Raw genomic sequence first — 21,161 nt, 5'->3', positions numbered from 1 at the left:
ATGACGGCGAAGAAGCCCCCGGCCTCGGCCAAGCGGCTGACGGCGAGCAACCTTGAAGCCCTGGGGGCCGAGGCGCTGGCGGCGCTGTTGCTCGAACTCAGCGACAGCCAGCCGGCGCTCAAGCGGCGGCTGCGTATGGAGCTTTCCGGCGAGATCGGCGCGGCGGCGCTGGCGGAAGAGATCGACAAGCGGCTGGCGATGATCGCCGGCAGCCGCGCCAAGGTGTCCTGGCGCAAGCGGCCCGAATTCATCCTCGACCTGACGGTCCTGCGCCGGATGATCGCCGGCAAGCTGGCCGATCTGGACGCCGGCATCGCCATGCGGCGGCTGTGGACCTTTCTCGATCTTGCCGATGGTCTGTCCTTGCGGGTCAAGGATCCCAAGGGGGAGCTCGACCAGGTGTTTGCTGCGGCAGCCGCGGACATGGCATCGCTGGCGCCGCGCGCGCCGGCTGACATCGCCCTGGCCGGCGAGGTCGCCGACATGCTCTTCGGCGGGAGCTCGGCCTGGGGCGAGCGACTGGGGCCGGCGCTGGCGGCCTTCGGCCAGCCGTTCGCAGCGGCCGTGCTGGGTGAGCTCAACAACCGTATCGCCGCGCGTCCCGCGCTGAAGCCGTCGGCGCGGGTGATCCGCGCCGTGGCCGACGCGGCCGGCGACGTGGACGCCTTTCTCGAGACGGTGCCGACGACCTTGCGCCATGATCCGGGCACCGCCGCCGCGGTGGGCCGTCGGCTGCTGACGGCCGGCCGGATCGACGAGGCGCTCGCCACGCTTCAGGCCGCCGATCCGCGCAACCGCGCCCGGGGCCTCGACGAGCGCCCCGATCCCGGCGCCGAGCCCTGGTACGCGGTCTGGATCGAGACCCTGGACCAGGCCGGCGAGACGAAAGCCGCCCACGAGGAGCGCTGGGCGACGTTTGAGCGGACCCTGTCGGCCGCGCAACTTCGCCGCTTTCTCAAAGCCTTGCCGGACTTTGATGATGTGGAGGCTCTGGATCGGGCCTTCGAGCACGCGGCGCGATATCCGGCGTTCGGCGACGGACTGGCGTTTCTGATGGACTGGCCCGCGCTGCCGGAGGCTGCGGCGATGATTCTGGCTCGCCGCGACGAGGTCGCCGGCGACGCAGGTGATCTCGCCGAGTGGTCCTCACGTCTGGACGCCCGCTACCCGAAGGCCGCGCTGGTCCTGCTGCGGGCCGCCATCGCGACGCTTTGGGCGGACCCTCGCACCCGCGCCGAGGCCGAGCCGCTCGCCGACGAGGCCGAAGCCCTGGCGCGTCGCATTGGCGATCTCGACGGTCTGGAAAGCCATGAGGCCTTCGCATTGCGCCTCACCGCCCGGCGGTCGGGGCCCTGGCGGCGATAGCGTGTCGCCATGGCCTGAGCGATCGGCGGTACCCCGAAACCATTTCTATGCCGCTCACAACTGGCCCATATAGGGCAAGGGCCATCGCGCGCTGTGCTGTTCCGCGCGCCGTACCCGTGGGTAGTGACGGCGCATGTCCGATGAAGATGACAAGCCGGCCGTCGGAGCCCTTCTGGACACGCCGCACCTGGCCGAGGCGCTGGAAAGCGACCGGTTCAAGCAATTCCTCGATCACATGCCGCTGGCCGTTGCAGTGGCGGAACTGCATCCGTCGGAGCGGGTGACCTACGCCAATCTCGAGTTCGAGCGGTTGACCGGACAGGCAGCAGAGTCTGTCCGGGGCAAGTCCTGGGACGTGTTGAACGTGATCGCCTCGGCCGCCGAAGGGCGCAAGCTCAGCGACGCCATCGCCGCGGACGAGGACTACATCGGCGCCTTTGACCTGGATGGCGAGGGCGGTCCGCTGTCCGTCGATGCCTGGTCGAACATCATTCAGGATGATGACGGGCATCCGATATTCCGGCTGGTCGCGTTGGCGGAGGTGAGGCGGAGCGACAGTGCGCTTCTCGAAACCCAGATCCAGGAAAAGGATGTGCTGCTGCAGGAGCTGCAGCATCGGGTGAAGAACAATCTCCAGATGATCACCGCCCTGATCCGGCTGGAGGCCCGCAACGCGCCGGATCACATTGACGGTGAGCCCTTCGACCGTCTGGCCGGCCGCGTCGGCGCGCTCGCCATCCTCTATCAGACCCTCGCCAATGACTCCTTCAGCGAGAGCGTCGATCTCGGCGTCTATCTCAGCCAGATCGCGTCGGCGGTCATGCAGGCTCACGCGGTTGAAGGCATCCACCTCAATCTGCAGGTCGATACCTGGCCTGTGTCGATCAACGTAGCCATGCCGGCGGGGCTGGTGGTCAACGAGGTTCTGACCAATTCCCTGAAGCATGCCTTCGTCGGCCGCGACGGCGGTACGATCAGTCTGCACAGCCTGATTGACGACAACGGCTGCACGGTGACGATTTCCGATGACGGCGTGGGCCTGGCGCAAGGCGCCGTCTGGCCGAAGCCCGGCCGGCTGGGCGTGCTGATCGTGCAATCCCTGCGTCAGAACGCCCGGGCCAGGGTCGACGTCGAGTCCAGTCCGGGCGCCGGCATGCGCGTGACGGTGTTCTTCGCCCGCGCGGACGCGGCGCCGAACCCCGCCTGACCCTGCGGGCCGCGCCGGGCAATCGTCGCGCGGATCGGGATCTGCTGCGGAGGGCCGGCAGGCCGCGTTCTGTACCGACGGGGACGACTCCTCTCGAGCAGGTTCAGGTGCTAGGCCCGTAGCCATGAAGAGCCTGCGTTACAGCCTGCTGACCACCCTGACCCTGACGGTCGACTTCCGGGGCATGACCACGATTGGCCAGACGCCGGCCGGCCTGCGACGCATCGCGCCGGTGACCGGCGGGACCTTTGTCGGCGACCGGCTGAACGGGACCGTGCTCGGCGGCGCGGACTGGGTGATCAACCGCCCGGACGGGATGATGGTCATCGATGTCCGTCTGACCCTGAAGACTGACGACGGCGTCCTCGTCTACCTGACCTATCAGGGCCGCTTCGTCGCCGGGCCCGACGTCATGGCGCGTTTCGGCAAGGGCGCGTTGCTGGACCCCTCGGAATACTCGCTGGCCATCGTCGCCCGTTTCGAATGTGGCGACGAACGCTACAGTTGGCTCAACGACGTGGTCGCGGTGGGCACAGGCGAACAGACGGCGACCGGCCCGGTCTATTCCATCTTCCAGATCGGCTGATCGGCCTCTGGCGCGCCCGAAAATGAGCGGGAATTCACTTGCCCGCTTCGGTCGGTCTGATCAGGGTTCCTGCGAACTGGGGAACACCGAATGGACCGTCGTACGCTTCTGACGTTGATCGCCGCCAGCCCGCTGGCCCTGTCGCCTGCCTCGGCGTTGGCTGCCGGTCTTTCGCAAGACGCCTGGCGCAGAATGATCGTCATCGATGGCCTCGGCGGGCCATCCGACCCCGATTACGTCGAGGGCGCGACGCGCCTGTCGCCCCGAGGGCGCGCTGAACTGCTCGGGACGGGAATCACCGCCTTCAACGTGACGGTGGCCCCGCCGGGCAACAACCCGGACGCCTTTGAAACCGCGGTCGCCGGTCTCGCCGACAATGACCTGATGCTCGCCGACAACGCCGACCTGATGGTCCCCGCTCTCAGGGCGTCGGACATTGCCGCCGCCAAGCAGGTCGGCAAGATCGCCATCATCGCCGGCTTCCAGGACACCACGGCGATCGGCACCCGCCTCGAGCGGGTGGCGATGTTCAAAAATCTCGGACTGCGCATCCTGCAGTTGACCTACAACCGGCGCAATCTGTGCGGCGACGGGGCGCTGGAGTCGGCCAACGCGGGCCTGTCGAAACTCGGCCATGAGACCATCGCCGCGATCGAGAAGGCCAAGCTTCTTCTCGACCTGTCTCACGGCGGACAACGCACCATCGCCGAGTCCATCGCCGCGGCTACACGGCCGATGACCATCAGCCACACGGGGTGCCGCGCGCTGAACGACAATCCGCGCAACACCACCGATGCCGAGCTGAAGGCCATGGCTGACAAGGGCGGCGTGGCGGGCATCTACTTCATGCCGTTCCTGAGCGCTGACAGCAAACCGACCCGGGATGACCTCATCCGCCATTTCGAGCACGCGGTGAATGTCTGCGGCGAAGATCACGTCTCGATCGGTACGGACGGCGGCACCAGCGCCCTTGTGATCGATGACAAGGGCCGCGCCGAGGCGAAGGCCGAGTACGAACGTCGCGCCGCGGCCGGCATCGCCGCGCCCGGCGAAGGCCCTGACGTTTTCACCTATGTGGCCGACTACAACAGCCCGATGCGCTTTCGCATGCTGGCGGACGACCTGATCGCACGCGGCTGGAAGGCGACTCGGATCGAGAAGGTTTTCGGGGGAAATCTGATGCGGCTCTACGGAGAGGTCTGGGGCGGCTGAGACGTAGCGTCGACTCCCGTTTGGCGGTAGGGCGGACGCAGGCTCACCCGGACCCGGATCGACTCCCCAATGACTGTCACCCTGCACGGCATCAAGGCCTGCGACACCATGAAGAAGGCCCGCGACTGGCTGGACGGTCATGGCGTGGACTACGCCTTTCATGACTACAAGGCCGTCGGCATCGACGCGGCCACGCTTCAGCGCTGGGCGGCGAAGGTCGGCTGGGAGCTGCTGCTGAACCGGGCCGGCACAACCTTCCGCAAACTGCCGGACGCCGACAAGACGGGCATCGACGAGGCGAAGGCGATCGCCCTGATGGTCGCCCAGCCCTCGATGATCAAACGGCCGGTGCTGGACGTCGATGGCGCCCTGACGGTCGGATTCAAGCCGGACACCTATGCGTCGGTGTTCCCGCGCGGCTGACCGCGCCAGCTGCGGGGTCTTCGGGGATGCATCGCGCCCGCGGATGAGCAACTATGCGCGGGTCTGAAGGGGGAGGGTGGCTTTGACCGATACGAAGGCGAAAGCCGGGCCGCCACGCTGGCTGACCAGTGTCGCGGCGGTGCTGGTCGGGTTCATGGTGGTGGTGGCGCTGTCGACGGCCGGGGACTCGGTGATGCACGCCACGGGCGTCTTCCCGCCGGCTGACCAGAAAATGGAAGACCCGCTGCTGTTTTTGCTGGCGCTGGCCTACCGGGGCGTCTTCACGGCGGTGGGTGGGTGGTTGACGGCCCGGCTCGCGCCCGGCGCGCCGATGAAGCACGTGCTGGCGCTGGCGATCATCGGCGGCCTGGCGGGCCTACTGGGAATCGTCGCGGCGGTCGCGACCGATCTCGGGCCGGTCTGGTACGCGGTGGCTGTCGCGGTGACCGGCCCGCTGTGCGCGCTGGGCGGCGGTTGGGTTCACCTGAAGCGGGCAGGGCGATGATCAGGATCCACAACTTTCCGCGCGGCGCGCGCGGCGTGCGGGTCTTCTGGGTCTGCGAGGAAATGGGGGTTCCCTACGAGACCTCGCCCGTCACGTTTCCGCCGAGCGCGGAATACCTCGCGCTCAATCCGCTCGGATCGGTCCCGTTCCTCGAGGATGACGGTGTGGCGATCAACGAGTCGGTGGCGATGATGCTATACGTCGCCCAGCGGTATGGCCCGACGCCCCTTCTGCCCGTGAACGACGGTCCGGCGCTGGCGAAGGTGCTGCAGCTGACGGTGTTCAGCGAGGCCAGCCTGGGCGGAACCCTGAACCCGCTTATGGCGGCCCGGTTCGGCGCGCCCGAGGCTGACAAGCAGAACTGGTCGGTGCGCACCATGAATGCCCGGGCCGAACAGTTCATCGGATTCATCGAGGATCAGCTGGGCGACCGTGCGTTCATGGTCGGCGACGATCTGACCCTGGCCGACATCGCGCTCAGCACCACGCTGGGCATCTGGAAGGGGGCGCTGAACGGCGCGATCCCGGACCGGCTGGCAGCCTGGCGCGACCGGCTGGCGGCGCGCCCGGCCTGTCAGCGCGCCCAGGCCGCGCAGGCCTGAAAATAATTTTGCATCCGCTGCATCCGTCGCCAGGATCGGCGGCGACTACCTCATAGAAAGACGCAAACGATGCGTCGGGGCTGGAGGCAAGATCATGGAAGACCTGTTCCGTTCATTCTGGTGGCTGATGTTCCCGCTGGCGTGGATGCTCATCGGCGGCTTCCGGGGGTGGCTCGACCTGCAACGCCGCCGCGACAGCCTCAACCTCATCAAACACTTCGCCGACAGCGGCAGGGACATCCCGGCCGGCCTGATCGACAAACTCGGCGGCCGCAACCGGACCGGAGGATAGGACCATGGACAGCTTCGAGGACCTGTTCCGGTCATACTGGTGGCTGATGTTCCCGCTGTTCTGGTTCATCGCCGGCGCATGGCAGAGCCTGCTGAACCTGCGGCGTCACCGCGACACGCTCGACCTGATCAAGACCTACGTGGCCAGCGGCAGGGAAATCCCGCCCGGCCTGATGGAAAGCCTCAACAAGTCCTCGTCCGATGACGACTGGGACCGCGACGAGGGCCGCGGCCGCCGCATGCGGCGCTACTATGGCGGACGCGGCGTCGGCGGCTGGCCGAATGTGGCGCTGTTCGGCTCGCTGGCCCTCGGGTTCGGCTACGCCGCCCAGACAGACCTCTATGAGGCGGGGCCGGCGTTCCTGATCGTCACCTTCGTGATGGGCGCCCTGTGCCTGTCCTCGCTGGTGGCGACCCTGATGATGCGGTCGCCGAAGGACTGACGGTGGATGCGCCGCTTGTCCGGGCGGCGAGGGGCGGCTCCCAGGCCGCCTTCGGGCGGCTCGTAGACCGACACCAGCAGGGTCTGCGACGGTTCCTGCGCCGCGCCGCGGGCGCCGATGCGGACGACGTCGCGCAGGAAGCGTTCGTCACCGCTTGGAGCAACTTGGGCCGGCTGCGCGATGACGAGGGGTTTCGGCCCTGGCTCTATGGCATCGCCTGGCGAAAGGCCTTGACCCTGAACCGTTCCGCCGCCCGCTCCGCCCGCCGCGACCACGCCTGGACGCAGGAGCGGGACGAGCAGACCTCAGGTCTGGCGGCCGAGGACCGCATGGCGCTCGAGGCCGCCATGGCGACCTTGCCTCAGGACCAGCGCGCCGCGGTGACCCTTTGCCTCGCGGACGGCTGGTCGCACGGCGAGGCGGCGGACGCCCTGGGTCTGCCGCTGGGCACGATAAAGTCGCATGTCGCGCGCGGCCGGGATAAACTGCTGAGTGTATTGGGAGACAAGCCATGACGGCCGAGCAGCGTCTGTCCGCCTTCCTCAAGGAAGGCCGGGGCCCTGTACAGGATCCGGTCTTCACGGCCGAGGTCGCGCGGAAGGTGGCCCAGCGAGAGTTGCTGGCCGGGCTTGCGAACAGCGCGGTGCTGGCGCTCGCCGCCGCCGTGGCCCTCTGGGCCTGTGCGCCGGCGCTCGGCGCCCTGATCGAGCCGGTGTCGCGGATGCTGTCGCCGGTCGCCGCGGTGCTGACCCTGACGGCCGCCTTTCTGGTGATCAGCCGGAACCTCTCGGTCCTCCGAATCCGGCTGTAGTTCGCGTTACGAAGATTTCATCCGGCGCCCCGCATCCGTTGGGACCCACCGGCGCCTCTACCTAGTCAGAAGGCGAACGCACAGACGCTTCGCCGCCGAGATCGAGGAGAGAAAAACGTGACCGGAGCCGAAATCCTGATTCCCCTGGCGCCCTTCGCCATGGTGACCGCCATCATCGTCGTGCCGGCCTGGCTGAAGAGCCGTGAACGCCGCGAAATGCAGGCCACGCTGCGCACCGCCATCGAAAAGGGCCAGCCGCTGCCGCCCGAGATCATCGACGCCATGACCAAGAACGTGAAGGTCGCGCCGACGTCCCTCAGCGACATTCGCACCGGCGTGATCTGGCTCGCCATTGGCCTGGGTCTGGCCGCCTTCGGCTTCATGATCGGCTTCGAAGACGCCGACGCCTATCACCCTCTCCTGGGCATCGCGACCATCCCGTCGGTGATCGGGCTGGCCTACATCGTCCTCAGCTTCTTCAACCCCAACAAAGCCAAGCAACCCTGATCCGATCAGGGCTGGAAGGGGAGCGCACCACCATGGCCGGGGTCAGAACACCCGCCAGTCTGCATGATGTCGAGCTCGCCGCTCTCGCGGCGGCGGGCGACCGGCCGGCCTTTGGCGAACTCGTTCGCCGACACGGCTCGGCGGTGCGGGGGCTGCTGCGGCGCATGGGCGCCGAGCCGTCGCTGGCTGACGACATCGCGCAGGACGCCTTTCTCGCGGCCTTCGAGCGTATCTCGGAGTTTCGCGGCGAGGGCGCTTTTTCGGCCTGGGTCCGCAAGATCGCGGCGAGGCTCTACGTGCGCCGCTGGCGCAAGGAGTCGCGCTTTGATGTCGAGGCCGAGGAGATTGAGGACGGTCACGGCGGGGAGGCGTCCGCGGCCGCCCGCATCGACCTGGACGAGGCGATGAAGACGCTTTCGCCCGCGGAACGGATGTGCGTTTCGCTCTGTTACGGAGCGGGCGTCTCGCATGCCGAAGCAGCCGAGGCCTTGAATGCGCCTCTGGGAACGGTCAAATCCCATGTCAAACGTGGTCTGGATAAGCTCCGGCTCCGACTTGCGCCGCCTGAAGGCGCGCACGGCGAGCCGACGGGGAGAGAAGGTCATGGCTGAACTCGATTTCGAGATGCGGCTGGACCGGATGTTCAACGAACCCCCGGTCATGCCTGACGCCGAAGCTTTCGCCCGGCTGGTCGAGCTTCGGCTCGACCGGGGCTGGAACCTGCGACAGGTCGGCATCGGCGCCGCGGGCCTGGTGGCCGGCCTTATCGGGGTCAGTCAGCTGCTCGGGTCGCGGTTGCTGTTCGACGCCGGCGAGGTGACCCAGCGCAACGCCGTGGCCTTCACCAGCAGCGTGAACGGGCTGGTCAGGACGGGCGAGAACATCTCGGCCCTGCCGTTCGGCGGCGAGGCCCTGTGGCTGGCGGCGGCTCTGGGTGTTATGGCGCTGGCGTTCGCCGTGACCCGCGCGGTGGAAGAGTTCCAGTAACCCGCAGGAGGCCTTCCTGTCCGCCCATCGTGAAGAGACCATCCGTCGCCTCGCCGCGCCGGACATCGCCGCCCGCAAGGGCGGCGTGCCGATCGTCTGCCTGACGGCCTACACCGCGCCGGTGGCCGCGATCCTCGACGAGGCCTGCGACCTGATACTGGTCGGCGACTCGGTGGGGATGGTGGTGCACGGCCTGCCCAACACGGTCGGGGTCACGCTCGAGATGATGATCCTGCACGGCCAGGCCGTCATGCGCGGGTCACGCCGCGCCATGGTCGTGGTCGACATGCCCTTCGGTTCCTACGAGGGGTCGAAGGAAGACGCCTACGCCAACGCCGCCCGGGTCATGAAGGAGACGGGCTGTCAGGCCGTGAAGGTCGAGAGCGGCCCGACGGTGCCCGAAACCATCGATTACCTCGTCAAGCGCGGCATCCCCGTGATGGGTCATGTCGGGCTGCGGCCCCAGGCTGTACTGGTGGACGGCGGCTTCAAGGCCAAGGGTCGCACGGAAGACGAGCGCACGCGCATCCTCGCCGAGGCGCGGGCCACGGCCGACGCCGGGGCGTTCGCGGTCGTCGTCGAGGGCGTCGCCGAGCCGCTCGCGCGGGACATCACCGCCGGCATCCTTCCGCCGACCATCGGAATCGGCGCCAGCGCCGGCTGCGACGGCCAGATTCTGGTCACCGACGACATGTTGGGCCTGTTCGACTGGACCCCGAAATTCGTCCGGCGCTACGCTGACCTCAAGGGCGAAATCGCCGCCGCCGCCCGGTCCTATGCCGACGATGTCCGCGCCCGAACCTTCCCGGGCGAGGCGGAGACCTATTTCTCGAAAAAGTCCTGAGGACCTCGGCGTCACGCCGCGTTGCAGCGGAGCGGCTCACCCTATAGGTTCCGCAGCCTCAATCAGCGGATTTCGCGGAGCGCCCGTTCGTGGTCGATGTTTTTGAAGAAGTCGAGGACCAGATCCGCGTCGAGCGGTATCGCGCCCTTGCGATGAAGGCCCTGCCATGGGCGATCGGCATCGCCGCGGCCGCCCTCATCGTGGCGCTCGCCTTCTGGGGCTGGGACTCCTATTCGAAGTCCCAGGCGAACAAGGCCTCCGAAACCTACATGGCCGCGCTCGAGGCCAGCGCCCAGGGCGACACCAGCGGCGCCTACGCCAAGTTCGGTGAAGTCGCCAAGTCGCCGGCCAAGGGCTATCGCGCACTCGGCCTGATGGCCCAGGGCGGCATGCGCATGGAAGCCGGCAAGGCAGATGAGGCCGTCGCGCTCTGGGACAAGGCCGCCGGCGCCGCCAGCGATCCGGTCCTCGGCGACCTCGCCCGCCTCAAATCCGCCTTGGCGCTTCTGGATACGGCTTCCTACAAGGATATCGAGGGCAGGCTGACCCCCCTGATGGAAGACAATCGTCCCTACCGCCTCCAGGCGCGCGAAGCGCTTGCCTTCGCCAAGATCATGGCCGGCAAGGCCAGCGAAGCGAAGGCCGATTTCACCTACCTCTCACAGGTGCTCGGCGCGACCGACGGCATGCGTCGCCGGGCCCAGGCCGCGATCTCCTTGATCGATTCCGGCTCAGCCGCGGCCATTCCGGCCGCCGCGAAGGCCGCCGCCCTTCTGCCGCCGCCGCCCCCGCAGATGCCGGAGGGCCTGATGGGCCCCGGCGGTCCGCAAGCCCAGGGAACTCCTCAATGATCTCGCGTAACGTCGGCGTCGCCGTCCTGATCGCCGGCGCCATGGCGCTTGGCGGATGCTCCACGGTCAGCGCCGTGGGCGACGCCGCGGGCAAGCTCGTTCCGTCCTTCGGCAAGAAGCCCAAGCCGCAGGAAGTCGCCGGCGACGGTCGCCGCATCTCGATCATCGCTTTTGACCAGCGCGTTACGGCGACGGACGCGCTCAAGGGCGTCGACTTCTTCCTTCCGCCGGCCCTGCCGCAGAGTGACTGGCCTCAGCCGGGCGGCCTTGGTGAATCCAACGTCGAGAACGTGGAGGCCGCGCCGGCGTTCGAAATCGCCTGGCGTCGCGGCTTCGGCAAGGGTTCGGACCGCGCCTTCCACATTACCGCCGGCCCGATCATCGCCGGCGGCCGCGTCTATGTGATGGACGCGGTGACCGATATCGCTTCGATCGACGCCCAGACCGGCGCCATGGTCTGGAAGTCGTCGTTCCGCCCGCACACCAAGCGCGACAAGGACGGCTTTGGCGGCGGCATCGCCTTCGCCGATGGCAAGCTCTACGCCTCGTCGGGCTTCCGCGTGGTCGCCCAGCTGGACGCGATGACGGGCAAGGTTGGCTGGACACACAAGACCGACTCGCCGGTTCACGGGGCGCCGGTCGTCAGCCACGGCCGCATGTTCGTCGTCAGCACCGACAACGAGCTTCTAACCTATGACACGGCCACCGGTGCGCCGGGCTGGACCTATCAGGCGCTTGTCGAACCGGCCCGCATTCTGGCCTCGCCCAGCCCGGCGCTTTCGGGCAACACCGTGGTCGCCGCCTTCGCCTCGGGTGAAGTGGTCGCGCTCAGCACCGCCAACGGCAACGACCTGTGGAACAACACCCTGTCCAAGTCGAGCCGGACGACGGCCCTGTCCGAGATCCGCGACGTCGCGGGTCGCCCGGTCATCCACCAGGGCGACGTCTACGCCGCCAGCCATGGCGGCATCTTCGCCTCGACCGATCTGCGCACCGGCCAGGCGCGCTGGTCGCTGCCGGTTGCCTCGATCGACAGCCCGCTGCCCGCCGGCGACGTGGTCTACCTGATTTCGCAGGCCGGTGAAGTGATCTGCGCGTCCCGCGAAAACGGTCAGGTCTACTGGATCAAGGACCTGAACGCCGGGATCAAGAAGAGCAAGGATCGCTCGCTGTTCAGCGGCCCGCTGCTGGCCTCCGACCGCCTCGTGGTCGTCTCCAGCGACGGCCGCGCGATCGCCCTGAACCCGAAGACCGGCGACGTCCTGAAGACAATCAAGATCGGGTCGCCGGTCCTGACCACGCCCGTCGCGGCCAACGGCATGATCTATGTCGTGACCGACAAGGGCGAACTGGTGGCGATCAAGTAGCTTTCCGTGGTATTGGCGCGGCCCCGCAGGCCGCGCCATCCAATCTTCGCCGCGTCTGCTATCCTGTGACCGCGTTCCTTTCGGGGGCGCGGTCGAAGTCGTTTAAGAAGTCAGCATGCCTCTCAAACTCGCCATCGTCGGCAGGCCGAATGTCGGCAAGTCCACGCTGTTCAACCGGCTGGCGGGCAAGAAGCTCGCCATCGTCGACGACCGTCCGGGCGTCACCCGCGACCGTCGCTTCGCCAGCGGCAGCCTTGGCGATCTGGAGCTGATCCTGATTGATACGGCCGGTTTTGAGGACGTCGACGACGACAGCCTCGAGGCGCGAATGCGCGCCCAGACCGAGCTGGCGATCCAGGAAGCCGACGTGGTCCTGTTTCTGGTCGACGCTCGCGAGGGCATCACGCCGGGCGACGAAATCTTCGCCGGCATTCTGCGTCGATATCAGCGACCGGTCATCCTCGCGGCCAACAAGGCCGAGGGCCGGGCCGGCGACACCGGCATCGCCGAGGCCTGGTCTCTGGGGTTCGGCGAGCCGCTGGCCATCTCCGGCGAACACGGCGAAGGGATGGCCGACCTCTATGCCCTGTTGGCGGGCTTCGACGCGGAAATCGGCTTCCAGGAGGAAGAGGACACCGCCGACAAGCCGATCCTGATCGCCATCGTCGGCCGCCCGAACGCGGGCAAGTCGACCCTGGTCAACCGCCTGATCGGCGAGGACCGCATGCTGACTGGCCCCGAGGCCGGCATCACGCGGGACGCGATATCGGTCGAGTGGGAGTGGAACGACCGCAAGATCCGCCTGGTCGACACCGCGGGCCTGCGCCGCAAGGCCAAGGTTCAGGAGAAGCTGGAAAAACTCTCCACCTCCGACTCGATCCGCGCCATCACCTTCGCCGAGGTCGTGCTGCTGGTGATGGACGCCACCCATCCGTTCGAGATCCAGGATCTGCAAATCGCCGACCTGGTCGAGCGCGAAGGGCGGGCGCTGGTCTTCGTGCTGGCGAAGTGGGACCTCGTCGAGGATCCGCAGGCGCGCCTGAAGGCCTTCCAGGAACACGCCGAGCGCATGCTGCCGCAGGTCAAGGGCACGCCGGTGATCGCGCTGTCGGCCGAGACCGGCCGCGGCGTTGAACGCCTGATGCCGGCGCTGACCAAGGTCTACGAGAACTGGTCGACCAAGGTGAAAACGCGGGACCTCAACGACTGGCTGGCGATGGCCGTCCAGCGCCATCCGCCGCCCGCGGTCGGCGGCAAGCGGATCAAGCCCAAATACATGGCCCAGACCAAGGCCCGCCCGCCGACCTTCGTACTGTTTTCCAGCCGGGCCGAACAGATGCCTGAGCAGTACCGCCGCTATCTCGTGAACTCGATGCGCGAGAGCTTCGACCTGCCGGGCGTGCCGATCCGCCTGACTCTGAAGAGCAACAAGAACCCCTACGCCGAGGGTGAAGCCAAGGGCGGGGCGCCGTCCTACCAGGCCGGCGGGTTGATCAAGAAGGAAAAGGCCATGGCGCTCGCAGCCGAGGCCAAGGCTGCCCGCGCCGAAGAGATCGCCAACGCCGAGGCGGGCATCGAGAAGCCCAAGCCGGTCAAGAAGACGGTGGTCAAGCTGACCGGCGTGAAGGCCGCCAAAGCCCGCGCCGCCGTGGCGCTAAAGTTCACCAAGGCCAAGGGCGCCAAGGGCTCCCGCCCGGGCATCCAGAAGCTGCGCGGCGGCGGTTCCGTGAAAGGCCGTCCGCCCAGGCCGACGACCCGGACGGGGAAGAAGAGTTAGTCGCCCGCGGAAATAGCCCCGCCGGCGGCTTTCCACTCGCTGAACAACACGGTGTTGTCGGGCAGACCCAGATTCGCCTGGGCCAGTTGCACGACCAGCGGCGCGATCTCGGCCGGGTCGGTGATCGTGGCGGGGTCCTCGCCCGGATAGGCCTCTGCGCGCATCTTCGTGCGCATGGCGTCGGGATCGAGCAACACCGCGCGGATGGCGGTTTCTTCCATCTCGTCGGCCCAGCAGCGCACCAGCGCCTCCATGCCCGCCTTGGTGGCGGCGTAGGCGCTCCAGAAGGCCTTCGGACGCACCGCGCGCCCTGAGGTCAGGAAGATCGCCCGACCGGCGTCAGAGGCCCGCAAAAGCGGCTCGAACGAGCGGATCAGGCGCCAGGTGGCGGTCAGGTTCACCGAGACGACATCGTCCCAGCGCTTGATGTCCATATGACCGGTCGGCGTCAGGGCGCCGAGGATGGCCGCCGAATGCACCAGCACGTCCAGACGGCCGAACCGCTCGAAGATGTGCGCGCCCAGGGCATCCAGGCCGTCAGGTTCTTTCAGGTCGATCGGCACCAGCGTCGCGTGTTCACCGGTCGCCGCGAAGATCTCGTCGTCGAGCGCTTCCAGCGCGCCCTGGGTGCGTCCCAGGGCGATGACATGGGCGCCAGCGCGGGCGAGGCCCAGCGCGGCCTGATAACCGATGCCGCGGGTCGCGCCGGTGACGAGGGCGATGCGGTCCTTGAGAGCGAGGGAATCCATGCGCGCTGTTTAGCGGCCCTGCTCGCGAATGTCGCGATCCAGGACGATGATCAGCCGGCGGGGACGGCGATCAGCGCCCGGCCGGCGTGACGCAATACCTGCTCGGTGGTGCTGCCGCGCAGGATGTCCAGCACGCCGTCATGGCCGTCGGTCGCCATGATGATCAGGTCGGCGTCGATGGCGTCAGCGGTGGCGACGATCTGTTCCACCACCGGTCCCGATCCCCGCCGGTGCTCGATCCTGAAGCCGGCTTCGCGCGGGTCGGGCATGATCGGCTGATCATCGCCGACGTGAAACAGGTGAATGACCGTTCCGGCGTCACCAAGGAGAGTCGTCATGTCCATTGCGAACGCGAGGGCCTTGTCCGGGGCGGGGCTGCGGCTGAAGGGCACCAGGATGTTGCGAAGCCGGGCCTGACCATCGACGGGATCAACGAAGCCGTGGCCGTTCCGGGGCAGAAACAGCGCCGGCAATCCCGACTTGCGGGCGACGGATTCGGCGACGGAGCCGTGGAGCCAGCGCGACAGGCCGTCACGCGCTTCGCTGGCCATGACGACAAGGTCCAGGCCGTACTGATCGACCAGCCCCTGGATCCCGTGAACCGGATTATGGTCGGGGATGTCGATCTTGCGCACGTTGACGCCCAGGGTTTCCCGCACCGCCGTCTTGGGCGCGTCCTCCGAGAGGAGATGCCAGCGCGCCAGCGTGGCGCGAACGCCGGGGAAAGCTTCCCATTCGGCGCCCGCCTGGGCCCGATCCGGCGCCGTGTGAACCACGAAGAACTCGCCCCGCGCGGCCAAAGCCAGCTTCAGCGCATGCGCGAAGGCCGATGCCCCTTCAGGGGACAGATCGGTGGCGTGCATGATGCGGCCGAAGCGCTGCCGGGCGGCGAGAGTCTGGTCCATGTCGCGTCTCCTTGGCGTCGGTTTCAGTCGACCCGAACCATAGGCGCCGGGGCGGCAGCGGCCTTTGATTCAGGACAAGCCCGGCACGGATCGATCCGGCCGGGCGGCGTACCGTTGGGCGATCACCGCGCAGGCCATCATCTGCATCTGGTGGAACACCATCAGCGGAATGATCATCAGGCCGGCCGTGGCCGCCGGGAACAGAATGGCGGCCATCGGGGCGCCGGTGACAAGGCTCTTCTTCGAGCCACAGAAGACGATAGTGATCTCGTCTTCGGTCGAAAATCCGAGCGCCTTCGCCAGCTGTCTGGATCCGGCGAGGACGATGGCCAGCATCACCGCGCTGAGCAGAACCACCACGGCCAGCTCCCAGCCCGAGATCTGCTTCCAGACGCCTGCGATGACCGCGCCGCTGAAGGCAGAATAGACGATCAGCAGAATGGAAAAGCGGTCGACGAGACCGATGATCTTCTTGCGTCGTTCGAGCCACGGCGCGACCCAGCGCCGCGCCAGCTGTCCGGCGATGAACGGCGCGAGCAGCTGCAGGGCGATCGACTGGATGGCGCTGAAGCTGAGGGCGTTGCCCTGGGCGTGGAGCAACAGGCCCACGAGCAGGGGCGTCAGGACCATTCCGAGCAGGTTGGAAGCGGACGCGCTGCAAACAGCGGCGGCGATGTTGCCCCGGGCGATCGAGGTGAAGGCGATCGAGGATTGCACCGTCGACGGCAGGCACGCGAGGAACAGCACGCCCATCGCCAGCGACTTCGGCAAGAGGCTTTCGGGCAGCAGTCCTGCCGCCAGGCCCAGGAGCGGGAAGGCGACGAAAGTGACCGACAGGACGGTCAGATGCAGGCGCCAGTGGGTGATCCCGGCGACAACGGCTTCGCGCGACAGCTTGGCCCCGTGCAGGAAGAAGAGCAGGGCGATCACACCCTTGGCGGCCAGGGAAAGGCCGCCTGCGACCTCGCCGCGCACGGGCAGAAACGAGGCCAGAACGACCGTGCCCAGAAGGGCCAGCACATAGGGGTCGGGTTTCAGGCTCTTCAGCCAGCCCGTGCCCGCCTGACTCACGCGCTGACCAGGAACGACAGCTGGCGGCTGTTGTCGTGGCCGCCCTCGGCGATTTCGCGATCGAGCAGGCGGGTTGGATAGTCGCCGGTGAAATAGTGGTCGGTGAACTGGGGACAGGCCGGATCGCGCGGACCGGCCTCCAGCGCCCAGTAGAGCCCCTCGACCGACAGGAAGCCCAGGCTGTCGACCTCAAGAAACGCCGTCATCTCGGCCAGCGACTTGCGCGCGGCCAGCAGCTTGTCCCGGTCAGGCATGTCGATGCCGTAGAAGTCCGGCCACATGATCGGCGGACTGGCCGAGCGCAGGTGAACCTCGGTCGCGCCGGCCTCACGGACCATGCGTACGATCTTGCGGCTGGTGGTGCCGCGCACGATCGAGTCGTCGATCAGGACGACCCTCTTTCCTTCGAGCACGGCCCGGTTGGGACTGTGCTTCATGCGCACGCCCAGCTCCCGTACGCTCTGGGTCGGCTGGATGAAGGTGCGGCCGACAAAGTGGCTGCGAATGATGCCCAGCTCATAGGGAATGCCGCTGGCCTGGGCGTAACCGAGCGCAGCCGGCACACCGCTGTCCGGCACCGGCACGACGACATCCGCGCCGCATGGCGTCTCCTCGGCCAGCCGCATGCCCATCCGCTTGCGCACGCCATAGACCGACCGGCCGTTCACCACGCTGTCCGGACGGGCGAAATAGACATACTCGAACACGCAGGGGCGGGCCTTGCCGGTCTGGAAGGGCTTGAGGCTCTCAACGCCCGTCTCGGAGATGACGACGATTTCGCCATGCTCCACGTCGCGCACAAAGGTCGCGCCGATCATGTCCAGGGCGCAGGTCTCGGACGCCAGAACCGGCTTGCCGTTCAGATCGCCCAGCACCAGCGGCCGGATACCCAGTGGATCACGCACGCCGATCAGCTTCTTGTTGGTCAGGGCCACCAGGGCGTAGCCGCCCTCGATCTGGCCGATCGCGTCGATGAATCGATCGACCACCCGCGCCTTACGGGACCGGGCGATCAGGTGCAGGATCACTTCGCTGTCCGAGGTCGACTGGAAGATGGCGCCGTCCGACACCAGCTGCTCGCGCAGGGTCAGGAAATTGGTCAGATTGCCGTTGTGGGCCAGGGCCACGCCGCCGGCCTCAAGATCGGCAAACATCGGCTGGACGTTGCGAATTCCGCTCCCGCCCGCTGTGGCGTAGCGGGTGTGGCCGATAGCGTACTGGCCCGGCATGCGATCCACCAGGTCGGGACCGGTAAAGGCCTCGCCGACATGGCCGATGTGACGTTCCGTGGTGAAGCTGTGGCCATCGAAGGCGGCGATGCCGCAGGCTTCCTGGCCGCGATGCTGCAGGGCATGCAGGCCCAGCGCCACAACGGCGGCGGCGTCCGTGACGTCGAACACGCCGAAGACGCCGCACTCCAGTCGCAGGGTGTCGTCGTCGGGATCGCGGGCGGGGATATGAACCTGTCGGTCGCTCGTCCGGCTAGCGGTCATCGGGTTTTCTCCACCAGATCGTCCACGGCGTTGCGCTCGAGCGCCTCATAGCCCTTTTCGCCCGGCTTGGGCGCCAGGACGCCGTCGCGGACCGCCTTCTCGACCTTCGGCGCCACCGATCTGGCCACCGAAAAGCCGTTCGGCGCAAAGGCCTTGAGCAGGCGCCCAGAGGCTTCCGACACCGGATAGAACACCCCGCTGGTCACCCAGCGCGGCGCTGTCTCCACGGGCGTAGCCATGTGGAACAGCAGGTTGAACCCGCCCAGCAGCACCAACGCGCGGATCAGGCCGAAGCCCGTACCGACACCGCGGTCCAGCACGCCCATGGTCTGCGTCTCGCGGACGCGGCTCTCCAGGTTCGCGCCGAGCAGTCTCACGGCGATATAGGTCAGGCCAAAGACGATTAGAAGGGCCAGGGCGACCCCCGCCCAGTCGGGATCGATCAGCGCCTTGCCGGCCGGCGCCGTGAACCGCAGGCAAACCACCGCCAGAATGGCCGCCAGAAGGAACGCAAGGATCGTCATCAGCTCCTTCGTCGCGCCCCGCGTGAAGCCGATGATCGCCGAGACCAGCAGCAGCGGCCCCGCGATGAAGTCGAACTGCGTCAGCTCCATTGCTGTTCTCCGATGCGGGTCACGGCGTCCACCAGGCGCGAGACGCCGGTCACCGCGAGCGTGTCGCCCGCGCCCATCGGGGCCAGGGCCCGTCTGAACCCCAGCTTCGCGGCTTCCTTGAGGCGGGTCTCGGCCCGACCGACGGGGCGGACCTCTCCGGACAGGCTGACCTCGCCGAACACGACACAGTCCTGGGGAAGGGCCTCATCGAGCGCCGAGGAGGCCAACGCCGCCGCCGCCGCGAGGTCGGCGGCCGGTTCGGTGATGCGCAGCCCGCCGGCGACATTGAGGTAGACGTCCTTGTTGCCGAAGGCGAGACCGCAGCGCGATTCCAGCACCGCCAGCACCATCGCCAGTCGACCGGAGTCCCAGCCGACCACGGCACGACGCGGCGTTCCATAGGCCGAGGGCGCCACAAGGGCCTGAAACTCCACAAGGACCGGCCGTGAACCCTCGATGCCGGCGAACACCGCCGCGCCGGCCGCTCGCTCGCCGCCCTCGTTGAGGAACAGCGCCGAGGGGTTGATCACCTGGCTCAGGCCGACGTCGCCCATCTCGAACACGCCGATCTCGTCGGTGGCGCCGAAACGGTTCTTGGCCCCGCGCAGAATGCGGAAGGGGTATCCCCGCTCGCCTTCGAAGCTCAGCACCGCATCGACCATGTGTTCCACGACCCGCGGCCCGGCGATCTGGCCGTCCTTGGTGACGTGGCCGACCAGGATCACGGCCACGCCGCGCTTCTTGGCCAGTCGGACCAGTTCGGACGCGCAATTGCGCACCTGGGTCACCGAGCCGGGTCCGGCCTCATGGGCGTCGCTCCACATGGTCTGGATCGAGTCGATGACGACGAGGTCGAAATGCTCCTTCTTCAGGCCATCCATGATGTCGCGCAGGGCCGTCTCGGCGGCCAGCTTCACCGGGGCGTGGGCCAGACCCATGCGGGCGGCGCGGCCCCGAACCTGTTCCACGGCCTCCTCGCCGGAAATGTAGGCGCAGGACACGCCGCGCAGGGCTGCCTGGGCGACGACCTGCAGCAGGAGCGTTGACTTGCCGACCCCAGGGTCGCCGCCGAGCAGGATGGCGCTGCCGGGCACCACGCCGCCGCCGCAGACCCGGTCGAATTCGTCGACGCCGGTGGCGATGCGGGGGGGGGCGGGGGTTTCACTCTGCAGGCCTTCGAAGGCGAGGCCGCGGGTCTTGGTCGCCTTGCTCGCCGTCATGGATCCGGGCGCGCGGGACGTCACCTCCTCGACAAGGCTGTTCCAGGCGTTGCAGGCGGGACATTGCCCCGCCCACTTCGACTGGGCCGCGCCGCAGGCCTGGCAGACATAGACGGCGCCGTCGCGGGCCATGCGAACTCCTGATTCGGGATCGGGGCCACCATAGCGGTAAACCCCGGCCGTGGCGCGGGTGTTCCGCCTTCGTTCGCGCCCTCTTTATACGCCGCCGACGTAACGACGTTCGGCGCGGTTCGACAGGCGGGTCAGCAGTTCATAGGCGTTGGTTCCCGCTGCCGCCGCCGCGTCGTCCACCGGCAGGTTGGGCCCGAGGATTTCGACCAGCGCCCCCGGCGTCGCCGTCGCGCAGCCGGTCAGGTCGACGGCGATCATGTCCATGGAGATGCGGCCGACCATGCGGCGGCGCGCGCCTTCAAACCAGACCTGACCGTCGGGACAGGCGGACCAGGGGACGCCGTCCGCATAGCCGGCGGCCAGAATGGCCACGGTCAGCGCCCGCTCGGCGGTAAAGGTCCCGCCATAGCCGATGGTCTCGCCGACCGGGACGTGCCGGACCTGCAGGATTTCCGCCTCGAGCGTTGCGACCGCGCGGATGCGGCCGTCAGTCCGACCCTGCGGGCCGCCGCCAAACAGGCTGATGCCCGGCCGGACCTGGTCGAACCCGTAGTCAGGGCCGAGGAAGATGCCGCCTGAACTGGCCAGACTGGCGGGCGCGGCGGGGAACAGCGCCCGCGCCTCGCGAAAGCGGGTCAGCTGGAGCCGGTTCATCGGGTGATCCGGCTGGCCGGCGCAGGCCAGATGGCTCATGACCAGCACGACGTCTCTCCGGCCGGCGAGCGTCTTCGCCTCGGCGAGGGAAAGGCCCAGCCGGTTCATGCCGGTGTCGACATGGATGGCGGCGGGCCCGTCCCAGACAGCGGCCTGGTCGAGGCTGTTGATCACCGGCGTCAGGTCGGCATCGATCAGGCGTCGTCCTGACTCAAGCGTCGGTCCGTCGAGCACATAAATGGTCGCGGGACGGTCGCCGAGCGCGACACGCAGGGCTTCGCCTTCGGTGAGGCGGGCGACGTGGAAGCTGCGCGCGCCCTCGCGCCACAGCCGCAACCCTGCTTCAATGGCCCCGATGCCGTACCCATCGGCCTTGATCGCCGGCGCGGCTTCGACGCCGGCGATGTCCCGCAGCGTCGCGTAGTTGCGGGCGAGAGCGTTCAGATCAAGCGTGAGAAGCGCGGTTGTCATGGCAGCGGGCGTAAGGGAGGCGAGGGGCAGGCGTCAACGATCCGCGGCTTCCATCGGCCGGATGGGCGCCAGAA

At 67.9% G+C, this 21,161-nt stretch carries 25 protein-coding genes; 18 read left to right on the top strand and 7 right to left on the bottom strand.

Annotation, left to right across the window (positions count from 1 at the left end; genetic code table 11):
* The 18 genes from ACODSL_RS09375 (at position 1) to der (ending at position 13,778) form a co-directional block, all read left to right on the top strand.
* The gene (locus tag ACODSL_RS09375; RefSeq protein WP_488900415.1) at positions 1-1,365 is read left to right on the top strand and encodes a DUF6880 family protein; all 1,365 of its coding nucleotides are present in this window, start codon (positions 1-3) and stop codon (positions 1,363-1,365) included.
* Between the two features lie 133 nt (positions 1,366-1,498).
* Positions 1,499-2,572 (top strand): sensor histidine kinase, encoded by a 1,074-nt coding sequence (locus ACODSL_RS09370; RefSeq protein ID WP_488900414.1) that lies wholly within the window; start codon positions 1,499-1,501, stop codon positions 2,570-2,572.
* Positions 2,573-2,696: 124 nt separating this feature from the next.
* Positions 2,697-3,158: a DUF3237 domain-containing protein gene (locus tag ACODSL_RS09365; protein ID WP_488900413.1), complete on the top strand. Its 462-nt coding sequence runs from the start codon at positions 2,697-2,699 to the stop codon at positions 3,156-3,158.
* Between the two features lie 90 nt (positions 3,159-3,248).
* Entirely contained in the window at positions 3,249-4,370 is a 1,122-nt protein-coding gene (locus ACODSL_RS09360; RefSeq protein WP_488900412.1) for a dipeptidase, read from the top strand.
* A 69-nt stretch (positions 4,371-4,439) separates the two neighbouring features.
* A complete protein-coding gene (locus ACODSL_RS09355; protein WP_488900411.1) occupies positions 4,440-4,793 on the top strand; it encodes an ArsC family reductase in 354 nt (117 codons plus the stop codon).
* Positions 4,794-4,875: 82 nt separating this feature from the next.
* The gene (locus ACODSL_RS09350) at positions 4,876-5,298 is read left to right on the top strand and encodes a hypothetical protein (RefSeq protein WP_488900410.1); all 423 of its coding nucleotides are present in this window, start codon (positions 4,876-4,878) and stop codon (positions 5,296-5,298) included.
* Complete coding sequence (locus ACODSL_RS09345; RefSeq protein ID WP_488900409.1) at positions 5,295-5,900, top strand: glutathione S-transferase family protein; 606 nt, start codon at positions 5,295-5,297, stop codon at positions 5,898-5,900. The genes ACODSL_RS09350 and ACODSL_RS09345 overlap by 4 nt, the downstream gene beginning before the upstream one ends.
* Before the next feature lie 94 nt (positions 5,901-5,994).
* Positions 5,995-6,192, top strand: a complete 198-nt coding sequence (locus ACODSL_RS09340; protein ID WP_488900408.1) for a hypothetical protein — start codon at positions 5,995-5,997, stop codon at positions 6,190-6,192.
* 4 nt (positions 6,193-6,196) lie between these two features.
* A complete protein-coding gene (locus ACODSL_RS09335; RefSeq protein WP_488900407.1) occupies positions 6,197-6,634 on the top strand; it encodes a hypothetical protein in 438 nt (145 codons plus the stop codon).
* 2 nt (positions 6,635-6,636) lie between these two features.
* Entirely contained in the window at positions 6,637-7,149 is a 513-nt protein-coding gene (locus tag ACODSL_RS09330; protein WP_488900406.1) for an RNA polymerase sigma factor, read from the top strand.
* Positions 7,146-7,445 carry a hypothetical protein gene (locus tag ACODSL_RS09325; protein ID WP_488900405.1) on the top strand — a complete coding sequence of 100 codons (300 nt, stop codon included), beginning with the start codon at positions 7,146-7,148 and terminating at the stop codon, positions 7,443-7,445. Before ACODSL_RS09330 ends, ACODSL_RS09325 begins: the two co-directional genes overlap by 4 nt.
* Before the next feature lie 117 nt (positions 7,446-7,562).
* Entirely contained in the window at positions 7,563-7,952 is a 390-nt protein-coding gene (locus tag ACODSL_RS09320; protein ID WP_488900404.1) for a DUF6249 domain-containing protein, read from the top strand.
* Between the two features lie 32 nt (positions 7,953-7,984).
* Entirely contained in the window at positions 7,985-8,563 is a 579-nt protein-coding gene (locus ACODSL_RS09315) for an RNA polymerase sigma factor (protein WP_488900403.1), read from the top strand.
* Complete coding sequence (locus tag ACODSL_RS09310; RefSeq protein ID WP_488900402.1) at positions 8,556-8,939, top strand: hypothetical protein; 384 nt, start codon at positions 8,556-8,558, stop codon at positions 8,937-8,939. The genes ACODSL_RS09315 and ACODSL_RS09310 overlap by 8 nt, the downstream gene beginning before the upstream one ends.
* Positions 8,940-8,955: 16 nt before the next feature.
* Positions 8,956-9,783 carry a 3-methyl-2-oxobutanoate hydroxymethyltransferase gene (gene panB / locus ACODSL_RS09305; protein WP_488900819.1) on the top strand — a complete coding sequence of 276 codons (828 nt, stop codon included), beginning with the start codon at positions 8,956-8,958 and terminating at the stop codon, positions 9,781-9,783.
* 89 nt (positions 9,784-9,872) lie between these two features.
* Positions 9,873-10,634, top strand: a complete 762-nt coding sequence (locus tag ACODSL_RS09300) for a tetratricopeptide repeat protein (RefSeq protein WP_488900401.1) — start codon at positions 9,873-9,875, stop codon at positions 10,632-10,634.
* Positions 10,631-12,001 (top strand): PQQ-like beta-propeller repeat protein, encoded by a 1,371-nt coding sequence (locus ACODSL_RS09295; protein WP_488900400.1) that lies wholly within the window; start codon positions 10,631-10,633, stop codon positions 11,999-12,001. Before ACODSL_RS09300 ends, ACODSL_RS09295 begins: the two co-directional genes overlap by 4 nt.
* 115 nt (positions 12,002-12,116) lie before the next feature.
* A complete protein-coding gene (gene der / locus ACODSL_RS09290) occupies positions 12,117-13,778 on the top strand; it encodes a ribosome biogenesis GTPase Der (RefSeq protein WP_488900399.1) in 1,662 nt (553 codons plus the stop codon).
* On the opposite strand, the gene ACODSL_RS09285 is transcribed toward der, so the two are convergent.
* The 7 genes from ACODSL_RS09285 to alr form a co-directional block, all read right to left on the bottom strand.
* Entirely contained in the window at positions 13,775-14,527 is a 753-nt protein-coding gene (locus tag ACODSL_RS09285; RefSeq protein ID WP_488900398.1) for an SDR family NAD(P)-dependent oxidoreductase, read from the bottom strand. The two genes, der and ACODSL_RS09285, sit on opposite strands and share 4 nt — an antisense overlap.
* 50 nt (positions 14,528-14,577) lie before the next feature.
* Positions 14,578-15,432 (bottom strand): universal stress protein, encoded by an 855-nt coding sequence (locus tag ACODSL_RS09280; protein WP_488900397.1) that lies wholly within the window; start codon positions 15,430-15,432, stop codon positions 14,578-14,580.
* Between the two features lie 69 nt (positions 15,433-15,501).
* On the bottom strand, positions 15,502-16,503 hold the full coding sequence (locus ACODSL_RS09275; RefSeq protein WP_488900396.1) for a bile acid:sodium symporter family protein: 1,002 nt from the start codon (positions 16,501-16,503) through the stop codon (positions 15,502-15,504).
* Positions 16,500-17,996, bottom strand: coding sequence for an amidophosphoribosyltransferase (gene purF, locus ACODSL_RS09270; RefSeq protein ID WP_488900395.1), 1,497 nt, complete (start codon positions 17,994-17,996; stop codon positions 16,500-16,502). The genes ACODSL_RS09275 and purF overlap by 4 nt, the downstream gene beginning before the upstream one ends.
* Entirely contained in the window at positions 17,993-18,610 is a 618-nt protein-coding gene (locus tag ACODSL_RS09265; RefSeq protein WP_488900394.1) for a CvpA family protein, read from the bottom strand. Before ACODSL_RS09265 ends, purF begins: the two co-directional genes overlap by 4 nt.
* Positions 18,601-19,962 carry a DNA repair protein RadA gene (gene radA, locus ACODSL_RS09260; protein ID WP_488900393.1) on the bottom strand — a complete coding sequence of 454 codons (1,362 nt, stop codon included), beginning with the start codon at positions 19,960-19,962 and terminating at the stop codon, positions 18,601-18,603. The genes ACODSL_RS09265 and radA overlap by 10 nt, the downstream gene beginning before the upstream one ends.
* 84 nt (positions 19,963-20,046) lie before the next feature.
* Positions 20,047-21,087, bottom strand: a complete 1,041-nt coding sequence (alr, locus tag ACODSL_RS09255) for an alanine racemase (protein WP_488900392.1) — start codon at positions 21,085-21,087, stop codon at positions 20,047-20,049.
* Positions 21,088-21,161 lie beyond the last annotated feature (74 nt).

It is taken from the genome of Caulobacter sp. FG121 (assembly GCF_057809815.1).
This window is presented reverse-complemented; position numbering and strand designations above follow the sequence as displayed.